The sequence below is a fragment of the Frankia sp. AiPa1 genome (assembly GCF_023243075.1).
Classification (GTDB): domain Bacteria; phylum Actinomycetota; class Actinomycetes; order Frankiales; family Frankiaceae; genus Frankia.
In genome coordinates, this window is record NZ_JALKFZ020000002.1 from 18487 (window position 1) to 38213 (window position 19727).

Sequence of the window (19727 nt, forward strand, 5' to 3'; positions counted from 1 at the left end):
CGACTCCCGGTCGCGCCGCCGAACTCCCGGGCTCTGCCGTGGCCGCTGTGCCTGGCGCGACAGGGGATGAGGCAACCGGGGCGACAGCGGCGCTGGCAGCGACGCCTGCCCTGGTAGCAGCCCCAGTGGACGACCCGGCCGGCAAGGCCGCCGTCCGCCGGTCGCCCTCGACCCGGCCGTCCTGTTCGGCCCGTCCAGCCCGTTCGACCCAGCCGTCCCGCCCGGTCCCCTCGGCCCCCACGACCCGCTCAATCGGACCTCGGCCGACGGGCGAAATTACCCTCGATGATCCGCCGGTGACGCCCGACGTACCCGCGTGGGTCAATACGTGCCGGACCGGGGATCGACCCAGTCGGCGAATGGCGCGTGTATCCGCCATGAAACCCCTCCCAGATCAGGATGCCTTTTCAGGTCAACGCGACCACACAAAGAGCGACGGCAACCCAACCGCGTTATCTTTCGCCACGACCCGGTCGGCGCCGCTCGACTCCCCTGCGCACCATCGGACCGCCAGGGCGAATGTCGCCCGGCCACGGCGCTCGTCCCGGTGAATCAGGGAGTCCGCGAACATTACGACTGGCTATACCGGCACCCCACACCACTTCACGCGTATGGCACCCCCACCCCGCACGGGCGACCGAACGCACACCGAAAGCGACATGGGCGCGGCGCAGGGCAGTCACGGAAAGTACACGCGATCACCACGACCCCCAGGTGGCGGCGCGGTATAGCGGCCCGCATGGCGTGGCGGTATAGCGGTCCGCGTGGCGTGGCGGGCGGAGATCAGTGGCGGGCGGAGCGGCGTAGCTGGCGGAGCTCGCGGCGCAGTCGGATCTGCGGGATCACCCCGACGAGCAGTCCGACGACCAGCCCGGCACCGGCGGAGGCGGCGAGCGCCCCGGCAACCGACATGCGCCGGGTATTGCCGAACAGCCAGATGCTGACCTGTGCGTCGTTCTTGACCACGAACACGACGACCAGAATCGCGATGACCGCCACCAGCACGGTGATCGCGTAGGTGGTGTAGCCGATCCCGCGACGCCCAGGCCGTCCACCGGACGGATCGACCGGGCCGCCGGGCCCGCCCCCGACCTGGCCCGGCACACCCGGCACACCCGGGACACCCGGGACACCGGGCTGAGGTGCGGGGCCGGGCCCGGCCCCGCGAACGCCCGTGGGCGCCGTCGCCGGAGACGGGTACGCAGCGGACGGCGCACCCGCGCCGGGTGCGGGGACGCTACCAGGCGCCGATGCCTGGCCAGCGGGTGGAACCCCGGCGCCGGCAGCCGGTGCGGACTGCGCCGGACGCGTGTAGTTGATCCCCTTGCCCGGCTGCTCAGGTCCCGCCATCGTCCCGCCCCATCGTGTGCGTCGCCCGTGTGCGTCGCCTGTCCGCTCGAGCCCCGAGCCGTCCAGGTCATCCCCTTGTGCCCTGCGAGTCTAGGCCGTGTGGTGCCCTATGCTGAAGAACGCGGACGAGGTGGCCGGGCGGCCGCGTCGGCGTCGGGGTCCGCCCCGGCGTCGCCGAGGAAAGTCCGGGCTCCACAGGGCAGGGCGGTGGGTAATCCCCACCCGGGGTGACCCGCGGGACAGTGCCACAGAAAACAGACCGCCGGCGCCGGTGACGGCGCCGGTAAGGGTGAAACGGTGCGGTAAGAGCGCACCAGCGCCCAGGGTGACCTGGGCGGCTAGGTAAACCCCGCCCGGAGCAAGGTCAATAAGGTCCGTGGCCGTCCAGGCCGCGGACCGCGCAGGTGTCCGAGGGCTGCCCGCCCGAGCCTGCGGGTGGACCGCTGGAGGCTGCCGGCAACGGCAGTCCTAGAGAGATGGCCGCCACCGGGAAGCCGCAAGGCGCCCCGGCCACAGAACCCGGCTTACAGGCCACCTCGTCCGCTTCACCGCCGCTGACCTGCGGCGGAGCATCTACTGGGCGGCGCTGGGCCATTCCTGGGCCGTTTCGCCGGAGAACACCTTGCCCAGGACCAGAGTCAACAGCCGTCCGGGTGGCCTCGTCCTGCTCCACTGTGGTTGTGATCCTCGTCGGGCATGGTCGCCCGGCGCTGCGCTTCCGAAGGATCTTGCTGCGTAGTTGGTCGTGCCGTTGTGATCCTCGCCGGGCGTGGTCGTCCGGCGCTGCTCGTCGATGGGTGGTGCCGCGAGGACCGTTTCGCCGTTGTGATCCTCGCCGGGCGTGGTCGTCCGGCGCTGCGTTGTCCGAGGACGTCGAGCGTGTTGGTGGCGGCGAGGTTGTGATCCTCGCCGGGCGTGGTCGTCCGGCGCTGCTGGCGCGTGACGCCGGCCTGGCCGGGCTCGGCGAGACGGTTGTGATCCTCGCCGGGCGTGGTCGTCCGGCGCTGCAGGCCACTGGATACCGCCAGCGTCGCGCCCCAGGCACCGTTGTGATCCTCGCCGGGCGTGGTCGTCCGGCGCTGCCCCTCCTGGCCCTCGTCGACGGCGAGATCAGCGGCGACGTTGTGATCCTCGCCGGGCGTGGTCGTCCGGCGCTGCAGGCAGCCGCCACCGACATTCCGCCACCAACCGCGAGGTTGTGATCCTCGCCGGGCGTGGTCGTCCGGCGCTGCCATCGACGTCTCGACCTCGTTGGCCTTCCTACGGTCGTTGTGATCCTCGCCGGGCGTGGTCGTCCGGCGCTGCTGTGGGGTGGGGGGAGGCCCCCCGCCGGGCCGGCCGTTGTGATCCTCGCCGGGCGTGGTCGTCCGGCGCTGCCGCCACATCGCCGAAGCCCGCAATGATCTCGTCGTTGTGATCCTCGCCGGGCGTGGTCGTCCGGCGCTGCACTCCGATGGCGGCGTTGGTGGCGAACGCGGCCTGGTTGTGATCCTCGCCGGGCGTGGTCGTCCGGCGCTGCCGCCAGGAACTCGTCGCCGCCGACCCGCGCGACCAGGGTTGTGATCCTCGCCGGGCGTGGTCGTCCGGCGCTGCCAGGGTCTCCCGCATCACGCCACCCCGGCCGGCTGGGTTGTGATCCTCGCCGGGCGTGGTCGTCCGGCGCTGCTGGGATCGAGTTGCACGTGTGGACCCGGCCGTAACAGCGTTGTGATCATCGCCGGGCGTGGTCGTCCGGCGCTGCTCCACCGTCTCGCCCTCCCGGTCGGCGATCTCGTCGTTGTGATCCTCGCCGGGCGTGGTCGTCCGGCGCTGCCAGCGCACCGCAGCGGTCGACGCTGCGCGGCGAACAAAGTTGTGATCCTCGCCGGGCGTGGTCGTCCGGCGCTGCTGGCCATTGAGTGCCCGGGTCACGTCAGTACCACCGGTTGTGATCCTCGCCGGGCGTGGTCGTCCGGCGCTGCCGCCAGCAACACCGAAAAGATCGACGTTCAGATCGGTTGTGATCCTCGCCGGGCGTGGTCGTCCGGCGCTGCCCGCAACGCCCGAATCCGCGCCGCGTGCTCGACGCACAGTTGTGATCCTCGCCGGGCGTGGTCGTCCGGCGCTGCCCCCGGGGCCCACGTCGTCGTACAGCCCGAGACGGCGTTGTGATCCTCGCCGGGCGTGGTCGTCCGGCGCTGCGACCCCGAAACGGGTCTACTACGAGGACCATCGCAGGGTTGTGATCCTCGCCGGGCGTGGTCGTCCGGCGCTGCCGTCTATCGAGGTAGGCGCCGGACGCCACAAATAGTTGTGATCCTCGCCGGGCGTGGTCGTCCGGCGCTGCTCGAACAGGTTGATGATGGGGTCGACAACACTGGTGCCGTTGTGATCCTCGCCGGGCGTGGTCGTCCGGCGCTGCCGGCCATCCCCGCACCGCCCACACAACTCGCCCACGTCGTTGTGATCCTCGCCGGGCGTGGTCGTCCGGCGCTGCGCGGCGCCGTCCTGCTGCTGGCTGTCGGCGTAGTCGTTGTGATCCTCGCCGGGCGTGGTCGTCCGGCGCTGCCTCGTTGAGCCACCGGCCAGGCGGTCCAAGACTCCCGAAGTTGTGATCCTCGCCGGGCGTGGTCGTCCGGCGCTGCCCGGGCCGGCCGGCTCCGCGCCCGCAGCGGCGACCTGGTTGTGATCCTCGCCGGGCGTGGTCGTCCGGCGCTGCGCGCGGTCCTCGGCTACGCCCTCCGCTGGCAGATCGAGTTGTGATCCTCGCCGGGCGTGGTCGTCCGGCGCTGCCCCTCGCTGCCGGCCTGCAGATCACGACCAGCCAGTTGTGATCCTCGCCGGGCGTGGTCGTCCGGCGCTGCAGGCGATGTCCGCCGAGCTCGCCGCCGCCGCCGACGTTGTGATCCTCGCCGGGCGTGGTCGTCCGGCGCTGCCCTCCAGGACACGCACCAGATCCGGGAGCAGGGCGCTGTTGTGATCCTCGCCGGGCGTGGTCGTCCGGCGCTGCTGATCACACGGGACACCAGATCACCATCCGCATGCAGTTGTGATCCTCGCCGGGCGTGGTCGTCCGGCGCTGCTGACGATGTACCCGAATGGGCAACGAAGCTCATGGAGTTGTGATCCTCGCCGGGCGTGGTCGTCCGGCGCTGCCGAGCCGGTCGGCGCGGCCTGCGAGGACAGGGTGTTGTGATCCTCGCCGGGCGTGGTCGTCCGGCGCTGCCCTGCTTGAACAGGTTATTCGCTTCGATCCCGCTGTGGATGGCAGCGTTCTGGCACTATATCTGTCCGCTTTGTGCAGATTCTGGGTTCGGAAGGTGCCGGGGCTTAGCGGCGTGCTTGGGGTTCCGAAGCTGTGAGCTGGCAGCTCGGGGGCCCTGACGACGGCACGGGCACCCGGTGGGAGCTCGAGATCCCTGACGGGTAGATCAAGCCGTCGTGTCGATCACCTCGAGTGGATGCGCCTGTGGTGACCGTCCGGTCTCAACGGGGCGGCGTTTTTGTCAGACCCGCCAGATTGGATGGCGCACGTGAGGTTGTGATCGCCGTCCGTGCCATGAGCTGCCGGATGATGTTCTGGATCGGGGGTCTGGAGATGTGGGCACACAGTGTCAACTCGACGGGAGTTCGCCATCACCTTGTCGATCATCTTGAGGGGACGGCGTCGCTGGCCGAGCGGTTCGCATCGGTGTTCGGGGCAGGGCCGGCGGGCCGGTTCCTCGGGCTGGCCCATGACACGGGCAAGGCGTCGTGTGCGTGGCAGCAGCGTCTGCTGCTGGCGGAGTCGACGGGTGGCCGGGTGGGCTTCGAACACAAGTCGCTGGGAGTTCTGCTGGCCCGACGCCGCGGAGCAGCCGCCCTGGGGCTCCCTTTGCACGGCCATCACGGTGGGTTGACCAGCCCGGCCTTCGTCGACACCGAGGTGAACAACGCACCCGCGGAGCATGCGCGGGCACGGTTGGAGGCCGAAGCGGCACTGCGGCCGTTGCTGCCTGCTCTGTTCGAGGGTCCGCAGGTGCCGCTGCCGCCCGGCTTCTCCGTGAAGGTAGAGCTCGACATGCTGCTCCGCCTGCTGTATTCGGCGCTGGTGGATGCCGACGGGCTGGACACGGCCGCGCATCGCGCCGGCGGGCAGGCGCATGTCACGCCGCCCGCGGACATGGCGATGTTGTGGGACCGGTTCGTCCGGCGCCGCGAACGGATGCTGGCAGGTCGGGGCGCGTCCACAGTGGACAAGTGGCGGGAAGAAGTCTTCCATGCCTGCGTGGCGGCCGCCTCGGGGCCTGGGGGATTCTTCCGACTGCCAGCTCCGACCGGATCAGGGAAAACGATCGCGGCGGGCGCGTTCGGGCTTCGGCACGCGTTGGAGCACGGCAAGTCTCGGGTGATCGTGGCGGTGCCGTTCATCACGATCACCGAGCAGAACGCGGCGGTCTACCGGCAGCTGTTGGACCCGGACGGTCCGGGCGGCGGCGACCCGGTGGTGTTGGAACATCATTCCCAGGTTCGTCTGGGTGAGGACGGGCCGGGGCCGTGGTGGGCCCGGCTGGCAGCGGAGAACTGGGACGCGCCGTTCGTCGTGACCACGACGGTGCAGCTGTTCGAATCGCTGTTTGGCCGGCGGCCAGCGGCGATGCGCAAGGTCCATCGGCTGGCAAACGCGGTGATCGTGCTGGACGAGGTGCAGGCGTTGCCCGCGCCGTTGCTGGTTCCGATCGTCCACGGGTTGCGGCAGCTGACCAACCGGTTCGGAACCACGGTTCTGCTGGCATCAGCGACACAGCCGGACCTGTGGTCACTGAACCCGCTGAAGAACACCCAACCAACAGAGATCATCAACGAGCCGCAGCGGCTATATGACGCTCTGCGACGTGTGCGCTACGAATGGTGGACGGATCCGAAGCCCTCACTGGAGCAGGTCGCCGAGCGGGTGTCCGCTCCCAATCCCTCTGGACACGACCAAATTCTGACGATCATGAACACGATCGGCAGCGCCCGTCGGATGTGGGAGCTCCTGAGAGAGCAGGTCGCGGCGGACATGTCCGTGTTCCACCTGTCGACGGCGATGTGCCCGGCGCATCGCCGAGACGTCCTCACCGAGGTGCGCGACCTGCTGGCGGATGGCAAACCGGTCCGGCTGGTCAGCACGCAGTTGATCGAGGCTGGCGTCGACGTCGATTTCCCCACCGTCTACCGGGCGATGGCCCCGGCGGACTCGCTTCAGCAGGCCGCCGGCCGGGCCAACCGCGAAGGCGTCCTGGGCCAGGCCGGTGGACGGGTCGTCGTGTTCGACCCAGATGAGGTCGGATCCCCACCCAGCTACACGCTGCCGGTGCGACTGACCCGGGAACGGATCGGCCCAGGTTCCGCGGACCCGGACGACTTGAAGGCCCTGCGCGACTACTACCGCAGCTACTTCGGGCAGCCGCCGGTCAAGGGACCCGAAAGCCGGGGTTACGCGGTCCAGGCCGCACGGGGAAGCCTCGACTTCCACACGGTGACTGAGGGTCCACGACGCGTGGATGGCCGCGAGGGGAGGGACCGGTCCCGCGCCTTCCGGATGATCGAAGACGACACGGTGCCGATCGTGGTGCCCTACGAGCCTGCGCAGCAGGTCATCGACGACCTCGTCGCCGAGCTGCGTGCCAGTCCGCGGCCAGAACCCGAGTTGTTCCGCCAGCTGCAGCCGTACCTCGCCATGGTCAAACGGCGGACCCGAGAGCGAGCCGACGTCGCCGCGCTGTGCAGACCGCTGGTCGGTGACCTCGTCGAGTGGGTCGGCACATACGACGGCGCCGGCCTCGTCCTCACCCCAACCGGTGAGGACTTCATCGCATGACGCCGTCCCAAGGCTACGGAGGTACATCGCGCCTGGTCACAGTACCCAAAGCTCAGAAGACGTTCCTACTTCAGTTGTCTCATCCGGCACTATCTCGATGGGGTGCCTGGCAAGTTCACCCAGAGGTATGCCACACTGCCCATGGCGGGTCTTTCTTGGGCGGCGCCCAGCGCCGACTGGCTACCGGTCAGGCGAGGCTCATAACAGTTGCCTCCTTCGGCACGGGCACGGGCACGGCGAGAGGCTCGGGCTCGTCAACACCGAGACTCTCGCTCACGCAGCCAAGGAGCATGTTCGTTCCTGGCCGGCCACCGATCGGGGATATCCGCGAGTAGCGCATATCGATAGACGATTGCAGGCAGGGTTGCAAGGGCAGTCCCAGCCTTCGGTTCGCGGGCCCATCAGGCGCGTTTCACGCTTGTCGGCCCGAGTTTTGAGTGCGCTCGCCAGACGGGCGCATCGATTCGATACCAGGTCATGGCATTCTGCTGCGCCTGTGTTTCTTCTCAGGTGAAGGGAGTTGGGGCGAATGGAGTCGTTCCTGTCGCGGTCGCCGTCAGGGGAGCCGCCGGTCTCGGTGCAGGTCTGGTCCGAGGGCGGGCTGTTCACGCGGCCGGAGCATGGGGTTGAGCGGGTGAGTTATCCGGCACTGACGCCGACGGCAGCGATCGGAATCCTGGAGTCGATCTTCTGGAAGCCGGAGTTCAGCTGGGTGCCGGTGGCGATCGAGGTTCTGAAGCCGATCAAGCAGTTTCTGCTGCGGCGCAACGAGACCCATGACCTTCCCTCGCTCGCGGAGGCAGCGACGGGCCGACGGCGAATCGACACGGTGGGCAGTCGGGATCAGCGGAACGCAGTGTGCCTGAAGGATGTCGCCTACCGCATCCATGCGCATGTCGAGCTTCGTGCCCACGCGACGAAGACGGCCGCCGCCTACCGTGACCAGTTCCGTCGACGGGTGGATCGGGGTGCCTGTTTCCAGCAGCCGAGCATGGGCACCCGCGAGTTCCCGGCGTACTTCGGGCCCCCGGACGACTCGCCTCGTCTTGAGCACACTGAGGATTTGGGTCTGATGCTACACCGCATTCATCACACCACTCCGCCGACCTTTGACTGGTTTCAGGCCCGCCTCGAGTCGGGCGTGATAGTGATCCCGCGCCGCGGGGTGCGTGGTGACGTTCCGGTGGTGGCGTGATGCTGTTGGCCAGGCTCGCTGCTTTCGAGCAACCGGTCGTCGTCGGTTTCGAGGATGCGGCGCTTCCGCCGTTCTTCCAGGTGCGGCCCATGAAGTGGGGACTGCGTGTCACATCGTCGGGTGAACTTGGCGCTTCCGATCTGATCGATCTGTCCGATTCGACCGATCGTGCGCGAAAGAACGGCGAGGCCTTCGCCGTTCCGTACATCGCCCGGGCCGCTGGGATCTCGCCGCTTCTTGGTGCGGACGACATCCAGTACGCGTTGGGCTGGGCGGACGACGCGGCGAAGCCGGACCGAGTCGCGAAATGCCATGCCGCGTCCATCGCGCTGGTTCAGGGCTGGGCAAGAGCCGCGCCCGACGATCCCGTCGCGCAGGCCTGCGCCCGCTTCTATCAAACCGGCGCGTACGCGGCGGTAGCTCGCCCGGCGACCTGGACGTCGAAGCAGGGGGTGATCCTGCTGGTCGGAGCCGATGCGCATCCAGTGACGGAGGAGCCGTCGCTACGGGCCTACTGGGGGCTGGAGGTCCAGCGCCGCAAGGCCGGCGGCGGCTCGACTGGCACCGACGGCGACGATAGTGGGAGTGGTGGCCAGCGACGCGGTCCCTGCCTGGTCTGCGGGCGTGTCGCGGTACTGGTCGACCGGTTCCCCCAGCAGATCCCGCGGCGGCTGGTGCCCGGCTGCACCCAGGCATCGGCAGCGCTCGTGTCGGCGAACAAGCGAATCCACACCTACGACTTTGGCGAGAATCTGACCACGGTCCCAATCTGCCTGGACTGTGCGCAGCGGTCGGTGGCCAACCTGCAGTACCTCCTCGACGACACCAACCATGCCTTCGTCGGCGGCGACAGCCGGATGACCTGGTGGACCATCGACTCGGAGTTCGACCTCACCAGCACGCTCGGTAACCCGCCGCCGGCTCTTGTCACCGAGCTGATCAACCGCACGCGGACCGGGGCCGGCCCGGCGAAGCTCGACCAGCGCGAGCGGTTCTGCTCGGTGACGATCAGCGGGAACGTGTCCCGGGTGGTGGTCCGGGACTGGATCGACATGCCCCTGCCAGCGCTGGAGGCCAACATCGGCCGGTGGTTCGAGGACCACCGGATGCTCGGCGTCGACACCTCCCGCGAGGGCTATCTACCACTCGTCCGCCTGGAGCTGGCCACCGGCCGATGGATCCCCACCCGCGCCAAGGGCACGGAGGCGGGCACAGGCCTGGCCGGGGAGTACGCCCGGTTCGGCGCCAAGAACGCCCAGCGGCCCGACGACGTGCAACGCCACCTGTTGCGAACAGCGATCAAAGGCTTCCCGCTGCCGCCCGCGCTGTTCGCGCATCTGCTGACCAGGATCCGCACCGACGGGCACATCGACGACCCTCGCGCCGCGCTTATCCGCCTGGCCCTGGTCCGCCGTGCCCGCCCGCGCACCCAGCCTGAAAGGACGTTCCCCGTGCCCGGCCCTGGACTCGACCCCGACAACCACGATCCCGCCTATCTCGCCGGCAGGGTCTTCGCCCAGCTCGAGACCATCCAGTACTACGCCGCCCGGGTCGGCCGGAAGAAGGAGGACCGGCTCAACGCCACCTTCGCCGACCGCTACCTCGCCGGCGCTATCGCCAACCCCGCAGCTTCGATCATCCAGGGGCAGAAGCTCGCGCAGCCGTGGCTGAAGAAGATCGGCCGCGGCCGACCCGACACCGCCATCGCGCTCGGCCGGCAGCTGTCCGACCTGTTCGCGATGTTCCACGCCACCGGGGGTCTTCCCGGCCGCGCGACCCTGGACGAACAGGGCCGGTTCGTCCTGGGCTATCACCATCACAAGTCCGACTCGATGCGGCGCGGCCAAGCGGCAAACGCGGCGAAGCTCACGCCCCCGCCGGCCGGCCCCGCGACGCCCGGAGCCACCGCGCAGCCTCCCGCAGCCTGAGTGCCGCCTCTCCCGCCACTTCGCCGACCTTCCTAGATCGCGCTCGGAATAACAGCACCTGTGGACCAGCCGGCTAGACCGGCGCCGATTCTGCTTCAAGGAGCACAACCGATGAGCATCGCCCTTGACCCGAGTGTCAAGCACGACCTGACCCTCCTGATCGACGTCACCGACGGGAACCCGAACGGCAACCCGGACGAGGGAAACCGCCCGCGGGTCGACGACGAGACCGGCCACGGCCTCATCACCGACGTCGCCCTCAAGCGCAAAGTCCGTGACACCATCGGACTTGCCGCCCAGGCGCAGGGTCTGGACCTGGCCCGGTTCCAGATCTTCGTCGAGGCCGGGCACGCGCTGAACACCCGTCTGGAGGAGTCCTACGTCGTCAAGGGACTCGAACTCGGCAAGAAGATCGACGAGGCGAAGGCGGCGAAGGCCCGCGCCTGGCTCACCGACCGGTACGTCGACATCCGCCTGTTCGGGGCGGTGATGTCGACCGGTAAGACCCAGTCCCTCGGCCAGATCCGCGGGCCGCTGCAGGTTGGCATGGCCCGTTCCCTCGACCCGGTCCTGACCGTCGACCATGCCATCACCCGGGTCACCCAGACCACCCAGGCCGACATCGACAAGGGAGAAAGCACCGAGATGGGCGGCAAGTGGACCGTCCCCTACGGCCTGTACCGGGCGGAGATCCACTACTCCGCCGTCCGCGGCCAGCAGACCGGTGTCAGCGCCGAGGACCTCGACCTGTTCCTGACCACCCTGGTCAACATGTTCGACCACGACCGGTCGGCGACCCGCGGCGAGATGGCCACCCGCGGCCTGTACGTGTTCAGCCACCGAAACGCCTTCGGCGTCGCCCCCGCCCACACGCTGTCCGCCCGCATCACCGGCCAGAAGATCTCCACCGGCGAACCCCGCGGCTTCAACGACTACAAGATCGAGGTCGACGAGACGGGTCTGCCCGACGGCGTCACCCTCACCCGCATCCTGGGATGAACCCGGCCACCTGGTGGCCCGACGGGGACCGGCAGGCCGCGCGGCTTGCGATCTCCGCGTTGGAGCACCACGCCTACTGCCCCCGCCAGGCCGCCCTCATCCACCTCGACAACGTCTTCGCCGACAACGTCGAAACCATGCGCGGCAACGTCGCCCACGCCCAGGTCCACGAGCCCTCCCCCGCCCTGCCCATACCGCCCACCAGCGGGATGCGGCAGGTCACCGGGCTACGAGTGTGGAGCGACCGGCTCGGCCTGTACGGAATCTGCGACGTCGTCGAGATCAACGCCACCACCGCGATCCCCGTCGAACACAAAGTCGGCCGCTACGTTCCCGGCGGACCCGCCGACCTGCAAGCCGGCGCCCAGGCCCTCTGCCTGCGCGACATGCTGCCCCTCGACGTCCCCTACGCCGAGGTGTTCTCCCACGCCGACCGGCGCCGCCACCGCGTCGAGCTCACCGACAGCCTCACCGCCCAGATCCTGCGCACCGCCGAGCAGATGCGCGACATCCTCACCGACGCCGTCCTGCCAGGCGCCGTCGCCGATCGGCGGTGCCGGCGCTGCTCCCTCGAACCCGACTGCCTGCCCGGCCTCACCACCCGAGCGGCCGAGACCGACGATCTGTTCACCCCACGACCCGCGGGACGCTGGCATGGCTGAACTCCTCAACACCCTGTACGCCACCACGCCTGGCACCAGCCTCCACCTCGACGGCGACGCCGTGCGCATCTGGCACCCCGACGACGAGAAAGGCCGCCGGCGCCTCCCCCTCATCCGCATCGATCACATCGTCGCCTTCGGCGGTGTGACCGTGACCGACGATCTTCTGCAACGTTGCGCCACCGACCGGCGCTCCGTCACCTGGCTCACCGGCAACGGACGGTTCCGCGCCCGCGTCGAAGGCCCCACCGGCGGCAACCCGCACCTACGCATCGCCCAGCACGACCATCACCGCGACCCGGCCCAGCGACTCGCCCTCGCCAAAGCCTTCGTCGCCGGCAAACTCCACAACAGCCGCCAGGTCCTCCTACGCGCCGCCCGAGACGCCACCAGCACCCGCCAAACCGCCCTACGCGACACCGCCACCCACCTCGCCGACGCCCTCCCCACCCTGCGCGACACCACCAGCATCACCGAAACCATGGGCGTCGAAGGACAGGCCGCCCGCCGCTACATCGCCACCTGGCCGCACCTGCTCACCAGCCACGCCACCATCAGCGCCCCACCCGGCCGCGCCAGCCGACCCGCCACCGACCCCCTCAACGCCGCCCTCTCCTTCGGATACGGAATCCTGCGCGTCGCCGTCCACGGCGCCCTCGACCAGGTCGGCCTCGACCCCCACATCGGCTACCTCCACGGCATCCGCCCCGGAAAACCCGCCCTCGCCCTCGACCTCATGGAAGAGTTCCGCGCTCTCCTCGTCGACCGGCTCGTCTTCACCGCCTTCAACCAACGCCAACTCACCGACACCGACTTCGAAAACCGCCCCGGCGGATCCTGCGAACTCACCGAGAAAGGCCGGAAAAACTACCTCGCGCTCTGGAGCACCGCCCGCGCACGCCCCTGGCCCCACACCCTCCTCGCCCACGACACCCCCGCCGCCACCCTCCCCCTGCTCCAGGCACGCATCCTCGCCCGCCACCTCCGCGGCGACATCCCCCAGTACATCCCCTGGAGCCCCACCTGATGGACCTCCTCCTCACCTACGACGTCGACACCACCACCCCCGACGGCAACCGCCGCCTACGCAAAGTCGCAAAAATCTGCGAAGGCCACGGCATCCGCGTCCAAAAATCCGTCTTCGAAATCGTCTGCACCGAACCCCAACGCATCCAGCTCGAACACACAATCCGCCAGGTCATCGACGACACCCTCGACAGCATCCGCATCTACCAACTCCCCCACCACACCCTCGACACCGTCCACCACCTCGGCACCGGCCCCCACCCCACCCACCGCGCCGACCACATCATCTGACCACCTCGGAACCCCAAGCACCCGCCCACCCACCGCCACCCCCCGAACCCAGAAAACACCCAAAACGGACCGAAAAGCTGCCAGATTGGTGACACCCCCATCGGCTGACAGACGAAACCCCTGCCCAGGCAGGGCAGCGCCGGGCGCCCACGCTCGGCGAGGGTCACAACGAGATCGATCGCCACGCTCCACCCCGGGAGACGGGCAGCGCCGGGCGCCCACGCTCGGCGAGGGTCACAACACCATCACGAGGACCGGCGCCACCACCTTTACGCTCGCAGCGCCGGGCGCCCACGCTCGGCGAGGGTCACAACATCCCCGAAGACGACGACGAGAACTTGGCGCACAGGCAGCGCCGGGCGCCCACGCTCGGCGAGGGTCACAACGGTTCGAACTGGCCCCGTCATACGCCGACCTTGAGGGCAGCGCCGGGCGCCCACGCTCGGCGAGGGTCACAACACGGCGGTGAGGTAACCATCGGGGGCGAAGTGCGCGAGGCAGCGCCGGGCGCCCACGCTCGGCGAGGGTCACAACCATGTATTCGGCAGACGCCACGGACCCTCCTCCTCTAGCAGCGCCGGGCGCCCACGCTCGGCGAGGGTCACAACATTCGCACGCTGCGGGCGTGCGGATTCGTTCGACCAGCAGCGCCGGGCGCCCACGCTCGGCGAGGGTCACAACACCCAGGAGCAGGTGCGCGCCGTTCTCGCCGAGAGCATGCAGCGCCGGGCGCCCACGCTCGGCGAGGGTCACAACCGCGTATGCCCGCCGCCCCAGATCGGTGCCTCGGGTGCAGCGCCGGGCGCCCACGCTCGGCGAGGGTCACAACGCCTACGCCCGTGATGGCGCGTCCTCTTGGTGCGAGCAGCGCCGGGCGCCCACGCTCGGCGAGGGTCACAACGGCGCTACCCGGGGCAGTCCTCTCGGCAGAGTGTGTAGCAGCGCCGGGCGCCCACGCTCGGCGAGGGTCACAACCTGCGTCGGTGGCAGACGCTGCGCCCGATGACCGGGCAGCGCCGGGCGCCCACGCTCGGCGAGGGTCACAACGGCCACGACGACGACCCCGACGGCACCCGCAGCCGCGCCAGCAGCGCCGGGCGCCCACGCTCGGCGAGGGTCACAACTCCGTCGCCTGCCACGTCTCCGACCGGACCCCCACCCAGCAGCGCCGGGCGCCCACGCTCGGCGAGGGTCACAACATCCACTACCAATGCGGGTGGCAATTCACGAAACAATGCAGCGCCGGGCGCCCACGCTCGGCGAGGGTCACAACCAACCGGCGTCTGTACGTGGTAGATAGGGCATCCCAGCAGCGCCGGGCGCCCACGCTCGGCGAGGGTCACAACGACTTCGTTCCCTCACATCTCGTCGTTGTCGCGAGGCAGCGCCGGGCGCCCACGCTCGGCGAGGGTCACAACCAGTCGGGAGAAGCGCAGCACCACCCCTGTTACAGCGGCAGCGCCGGGCGCCCACGCTCGGCGAGGGTCACAACGCGCGGTTCGCGACCGACGTGGATGGCATCGCTGATGCAGCGCCGGGCGCCCACGCTCGGCGAGGGTCACAACCTCCCGGTCGTACACCGTCTGGATGCGCTCCATCACGCAGCGCCGGGCGCCCACGCTCGGCGAGGGTCACAACCCACTGGCCGATCACGGGGGCGCCGTTCGGGTCGTGGAGCAGCGCCGGGCGCCCACGCTCGGCGAGGGTCACAACGGTGGCGATGCGGTGTAGAAGGACGGTGAGCGGCCCGTCCAGCGCAGCGCACCCACTCTCGGCGAGGGTCACAGGCGCCCGGCGACGCCGGTCTCCCGATGTGCATAAGTTCGATGGTGGAAGGCCCCACGGCGGGCCGCGCCTTCCGCACACGGTTTCCTGAGGAGTGAAGACGTGCGGCCTCTTCCCCAGCTGACACCCGCGAACACATGGTTCTGGACCTCGGGATCCGACGGCCGGCTGCGCATCCAGGGCTGTGACGACTGCGGCACGCTCGTCCACCCACCCGTGCCCATCTGCCCGCACTGCCGCGGCCGGAGATCCACGCCAATCGAGGTGTCCGGACGTGGCACTGTCGTCGGTTACACGGTGAACGCGCACCAGTGGCTTCCCGGCTTCGAGCCGCCCTACGTGGTCGCGGTCGTCGCGCTGGCGGAGCAGCCTGACGTGCGGCTCACGACGAACATCGTCGGCTGCTCGCCCCAGGACGTGCGGATCGGCCAGGAGGTCGCCGTCCGGTTCGAGCAGCATGAGGACGTATGGCTGCCACTGTTCGAGCCGACCGGCGCCATCGACTCGACCGACCGCGTCCCCGCGCCGCGCCGGCCGGTCCCACGGCCGCCGGCGAGCGCGGACCGGTTCGAGCACCGCGTGGTCCTGTCCGGAATCGGGCGCTCCGCGCTGGGCCGGCGGCTGATGGTCGACCCGCTGTCGCTGACCGTCGATGCCTGTCTGGAGGCCGTCGCGGACGCCGGCCTCGCCCTCGCCGACATCGACGGGCTTTCGACCTACCCGGGCGGAGATGGCACCGCCGGTGGCATGTCCGAGGGCGGGGTGAGCGCCCTCGAGGAGGCGCTGCGCCTCCAACCGACCTGGATCAACGGCGGGGGTGACCTGCCGGGCCCGGGTGGTGCCGTGGTCGCCGCGATGCTGGCGGTGGCGAACGGGCTGTGCCGGCACGTGCTGTGCTTTCGCACCGTCTGGGCGTCGACGCACGCCGCGCTCCGGCTCGGTGGCGGCATGGGCTCACGGGTGGGCGGGATGTTCGAATACCGCGCGCCGTTCGGGGCGATGTCGGCGGCGAACTGGATCGGCGTGAACGCGAACCAGTACCTGCACCGCTACGGCGCGACCCGGGAGATGCTGGGCGCCATCGCGCTCAACGGGCGGGCGAACGCCGCCCGCAACCCCGCGGCGATCTACCGCGAGCCGCTGACCATGGACGAGTATCTCTCCGCCCGGCCGATCAGCTCGCCGTTCGGGCTCTACGACTGCGACGTCCCCTGCGACGGGTCGATCGCGGTGATCGTCTCGGCCGCCGAGACCGCGGCCGACCGGCCCCGGCCAGCCATCCGCGTCGAGGCCGTGGGCACCCAGATCCTGGAGCGGGTCTCCTGGGACCAGGGCACGATCACCCACGAGCCGCAGGTTCTCGGCCAGGCCGCGCACCTGTGGACCCGCACCGACCTGCGCCCCGCGGACGTCGACGTCGCCCTGCTCTACGACGGCTTCACCTTCAACGCCATCTCCTGGCTCGAAGCGCTCGGCTTCTGCGGACTGGGCGAGGCCCAGGACTGGCTCGAGGGCGGCCGGCGGATCGCCCTGGACGGCGAGCTACCGGTCAACCCGCACGGCGGCCAGCTCTCCGAGGGCCGCACACACGGGTTCGGCTTCGTCTACGAGGCGGTCGCCCAGCTTCGCCACGAGGCCGACGCCCGCCAGGTCACCGACGCCCGGACCGCCGTCGTGACGACGGGCGGCGGCACGCCCTCCGGCGTTCTGCTGCTGCAACGCGCTGGTGGCTGAGCTGATCCTCATACCGGCGCCCGCTCCCAGGCGCACAGCCACACCACGTCCCCGGTGGACCCGGCGAGACGCGTTGCACCGATACCCGCACCGCCGCCAGGATGCCTAACATCTAGATATTTTCCCTTCAGACTGGAGCCAGTCGGCCAAGGCGAGCCACAGAGGCTGCAGAGCGCGTTGGTTCTCGGCATCCGCGTCAGCCGCCCGGGTGAGGCGCGACGGATCGCGGCCGAGGCGGCCGAGGCGGCCGAGGCGCTCGGCGGGCTCGCCGGCGTCGCCGTGACCACCGGAACCTCCACCCGCCATCCGTCCGCAGCCACAAGAGGACCCGTGATGCCAGATCCGAAGGCAGCGTCACATCCGCACATCTCGCCGGATCCCAGGGAGACGGTGATCGCATTCCTGGCGGCACTGGAGCGCCTCGACCTGGACGCGGCGCTGCGGCTCACCTCCGACGACGTCGTCTACCAGAACGTCCCGCTGCCGCCCGCCCGTGGCCGCGCCGCGGTGGACCGGCAGCTGCGCGGGCTGTTCCGGCGCTGCACCGGGTTCGAGGCCCGCACCCATCACCTGGCCGCGGACGGGCCGGTCGTCCTCACCGAACGCACCGACGTCCTGCGGATCGGCTCATGGCAGGCCGAGTTCTGGGTGTGCGGCACCTTCGAGGTCCACGACGGCCGTGTGACGCTCTGGCGCGACTACTTCGACTGGACCACGTTCCTGGCCAGCTGCCTGCGCGGCACCGGACGGGTGCTGGTGGCCAGGGCGCGCGGAACCGTCTCCCGCGCCCGAGCGACGACGACCGACTGACCCGCGGCACCCGTTGCCCAGCCACCAGTACGCATGCCTGTCCTGGCCCGCGATGACCACCCTCAGGTGACTGCGTCCGCGCCGTCTCCGGCGGCACCGCCGACGAGCGCCGCCGAGCGCTCCTGGTCAAGCCGCAGTTCGAGGTAGGCGACCAGGACGTCGACGAGCACGGCTCGCTCCTGGCCGAACTCCACTGGCTCGCGGGCGACCATCTGACTGAGGACCATGCCCCGCAGGGCGGCCCAGAGCACGTCGCCGAGACGGTCGTCGGGCTGGCCGGTCAGCCGGGCACCGAGCTGGTGGAGCTGGCGGGCGATGTTGTTCAGGTGGGCATCCTGGGCGGCGGAGCGCCCGGTCCGGGTGGCAAGGGAGATCTCCAGGCTGGCCATGGACGTCGGCGCCGAGAACGCCGCCCAGGCGGCCTCGACCAGGGCGACGACCCGCTCGCGGGTGCTGCCGGCAACGGGCAGCCGGACCGACTCGACTGCGCTCCGAACCATTTCGGAAAGTCCCGAATCTCACCAAGGAGAATGGCGTCCATCCAGCTCAGAGGGTCGAACTCCCCTTCAGCAGGTAGTAGGACCGCGCCCGGACGGCTACCGCAGCCAAGCGTCGCCGTCGCCTTCCCGAAAGGGCGCGATGCCAATCACGACCCGATCTCCGCCCGCCGAAGCACGACGGAAACCGCCACTCCTCTGCCCGTTCATTACATAGAAACAAATCAGTCAGCGAAACGAGTCACGCGTCACTCCGACCAAGCCAGGAGACCACAGGCGGCTACGCGTAATTGTCGTGGACGGCACCCGGGCCCAGCTAACGTTCAACACAGTACGTGGTCAGGCATCGTACGGGGGCGCACATGGAAGTTGTTCCGGTCTGGGTCCGTCCGCAGACGGACGGCTTTCCCGCCAAGCGGGCAAACTACCAGGGCACAGGTAAACCATGGGTGAGATCAGTCGACGGCGGTTCTTCCGTCTGTCCGCGGGCGCGGCCGCAGCGGTGCCCGCGAGCCTCCTCGCTGTTCGGGGTATCCGCGTGATCCCATCACACGATGTGCTCACTCACGTCGAGAACCGAATCGGCCAAATCACGGCTGGTTACGAAAGGGCTCCCATCGGTGCAACAGCGGTCTATCTGCGGCGCCATCTTCCGGCCATACGGACGGCGCTCGTCGAGGGCGGGCATCCCAGCGCCGTCGACGAGCGCCTGCAGTGGGCCGCCGGCCGTCTGACCGCGCTATGGGCCACCGCGCGACACGACCTCGGTGACACCCACTACGCCGGGATCGCGTTCACGGAGGCGTTCGAGCACGCGGAACTCGCGCGGGACCGCTCGCTGCAGGCCTGGGTGCGGCTGTGGCAGTCGTCGCTGGCCCGCAAGGCCGGACGGCTCGACGAGGCGCTGCAGCTCGCGCGGGACGCATCGGCCCACGTCGGACGTCAATCGGCGGTCGCGGGCCGGGCGGCCGCAATCGAGGCCCGAGTACTGGGTGCGAGGGGAGACCGGGCCGGAGTCCATCTGGCGATCAACCGGGCATGGCGCATCGAGGGCGCACTGAGCGATGAGCAGAAGGGCGAACCCGGCTTCTCCATCGACACGCTGAATCCGCTCACCCTCGCCGAACTGTCCGCCGCCGCCTATGTGGAGCTCGGTCAGCCCGACGCCGCCCGCATCTACACCGATGCCGCGCTGGCCCGTCTCGACCGGGCCGGCGCCACCGGCCTGCGCTCGATGGCCCGGATCGCCGCCGCCACCGCCGAACTGCACCAAGGCGACGCCGACCGGGCCGAGGCCCTGGTCATCGAGGCGCTCGACATCTCCGCCCACCGCCCCAACGCGGTTATGACCCGTCGCGCCCGCCGCTTCCTGGCCGACGCCCGGCGGCGTGTCGGCCACCACCGTGGCCTGGCTGACATCGCCACCCGTCTCGACACCTGGGACCTGCCTGCTGTCACTGCCTGACCCGTCCGCAATGCCACACCGTCGCTGGCCGGCCAGGTCGGTGCCCCTGGGCCAATCGCCTTCTCCGGACCCGGGCCCATCGGCACCGACCCGCCCGGCGATGCCAGCCACGGCACCGCGCACCTGTACTCCGTTCTCCCCGCGCCAGGGTGACGTCTTTGCTA

12 protein-coding genes, 1 other RNA gene and 2 CRISPR repeat arrays are annotated in these 19727 nt (G+C 69.9%); of the genes, 11 read left to right on the forward strand and 2 right to left on the reverse strand.

The genetic code is table 11. The features are described 5' to 3' along the window. Nucleotides 1-783: 783 nt before the first annotated feature. On the reverse strand, nucleotides 784-1104 hold the full coding sequence (locus MXD95_RS28785) for a lipopolysaccharide assembly protein LapA domain-containing protein (RefSeq protein ID WP_308301423.1): 321 nt from the start codon (nucleotides 1102-1104) through the stop codon (nucleotides 784-786). 372 nt (nucleotides 1105-1476) lie between these two features. Between MXD95_RS28785 and rnpB the strand changes: the two genes are divergently transcribed. The 10 genes from rnpB to MXD95_RS01415 all read left to right on the forward strand — a co-directional run bounded on the left by rnpB (nucleotide 1477) and on the right by MXD95_RS01415 (nucleotide 17601). Continuing rightward, nucleotides 1477-1893: RNase P RNA component class A (gene rnpB / locus MXD95_RS01370), an RNA gene on the forward strand. Nucleotides 1894-2027: 134 nt separating this feature from the next. Further along, nucleotides 2028-4555: direct repeats of the CRISPR family, unit length 37 nt; unit sequence GTTGTGATCCTCGCCGGGCGTGGTCGTCCGGCGCTGC. Between the two features lie 372 nt (nucleotides 4556-4927). Then, a complete protein-coding gene (gene cas3, locus MXD95_RS01375; protein ID WP_250638646.1) occupies nucleotides 4928-7171 on the forward strand; it encodes a CRISPR-associated helicase Cas3' in 2244 nt (747 codons plus the stop codon). A 529-nt stretch (nucleotides 7172-7700) separates the two neighbouring features. Continuing rightward, on the forward strand, nucleotides 7701-8366 hold the full coding sequence (gene cas5c / locus MXD95_RS01380) for a type I-C CRISPR-associated protein Cas5c (RefSeq protein ID WP_250638647.1): 666 nt from the start codon (nucleotides 7701-7703) through the stop codon (nucleotides 8364-8366). Then, a complete protein-coding gene (gene cas8c, locus MXD95_RS01385; protein WP_250638648.1) occupies nucleotides 8366-10294 on the forward strand; it encodes a type I-C CRISPR-associated protein Cas8c/Csd1 in 1929 nt (642 codons plus the stop codon). The genes cas5c and cas8c overlap by 1 nt, the downstream gene beginning before the upstream one ends. 111 nt (nucleotides 10295-10405) lie before the next feature. Next, nucleotides 10406-11293: a type I-C CRISPR-associated protein Cas7/Csd2 gene (gene cas7c, locus MXD95_RS01390; protein WP_250638649.1), complete on the forward strand. Its 888-nt coding sequence runs from the start codon at nucleotides 10406-10408 to the stop codon at nucleotides 11291-11293. Beyond that, nucleotides 11290-11955 (forward strand): CRISPR-associated protein Cas4, encoded by a 666-nt coding sequence (gene cas4 / locus MXD95_RS01395; RefSeq protein WP_250638650.1) that lies wholly within the window; start codon nucleotides 11290-11292, stop codon nucleotides 11953-11955. The genes cas7c and cas4 overlap by 4 nt, the downstream gene beginning before the upstream one ends. Then, the gene (gene cas1c / locus MXD95_RS01400) at nucleotides 11948-12982 is read left to right on the forward strand and encodes a type I-C CRISPR-associated endonuclease Cas1c (protein ID WP_250638651.1); all 1035 of its coding nucleotides are present in this window, start codon (nucleotides 11948-11950) and stop codon (nucleotides 12980-12982) included. The genes cas4 and cas1c overlap by 8 nt, the downstream gene beginning before the upstream one ends. Beyond that, nucleotides 12982-13272 carry a CRISPR-associated endonuclease Cas2 gene (gene cas2, locus MXD95_RS01405; RefSeq protein ID WP_250638652.1) on the forward strand — a complete coding sequence of 97 codons (291 nt, stop codon included), beginning with the start codon at nucleotides 12982-12984 and terminating at the stop codon, nucleotides 13270-13272. Before cas1c ends, cas2 begins: the two co-directional genes overlap by 1 nt. A gap of 133 nt (nucleotides 13273-13405) precedes the next feature. Beyond that, nucleotides 13406-15060: a CRISPR direct-repeat array (repeat unit 37 nt; unit sequence GCAGCGCCGGGCGCCCACGCTCGGCGAGGGTCACAAC). A 99-nt stretch (nucleotides 15061-15159) separates the two neighbouring features. Further along, nucleotides 15160-16791 (forward strand): thiolase C-terminal domain-containing protein, encoded by a 1632-nt coding sequence (locus tag MXD95_RS01410; RefSeq protein WP_250638653.1) that lies wholly within the window; start codon nucleotides 15160-15162, stop codon nucleotides 16789-16791. Between the two features lie 177 nt (nucleotides 16792-16968). Continuing rightward, on the forward strand, nucleotides 16969-17601 hold the full coding sequence (locus MXD95_RS01415; RefSeq protein ID WP_285223480.1) for a limonene-1,2-epoxide hydrolase family protein: 633 nt from the start codon (nucleotides 16969-16971) through the stop codon (nucleotides 17599-17601). Between the two features lie 62 nt (nucleotides 17602-17663). On the opposite strand, the gene MXD95_RS01420 is transcribed toward MXD95_RS01415, so the two are convergent. Next, nucleotides 17664-18101 (reverse strand): hypothetical protein, encoded by a 438-nt coding sequence (locus MXD95_RS01420; protein WP_250638654.1) that lies wholly within the window; start codon nucleotides 18099-18101, stop codon nucleotides 17664-17666. A gap of 442 nt (nucleotides 18102-18543) precedes the next feature. Here MXD95_RS01420 and MXD95_RS01425 point away from each other — a divergent pair, with 442 nt between their 5' ends. Further along, entirely contained in the window at nucleotides 18544-19563 is a 1020-nt protein-coding gene (locus MXD95_RS01425) for an NsdA family TPR-like regulatory protein (RefSeq protein WP_250638655.1), read from the forward strand. Nucleotides 19564-19727: the final 164 nt, after the last annotated feature.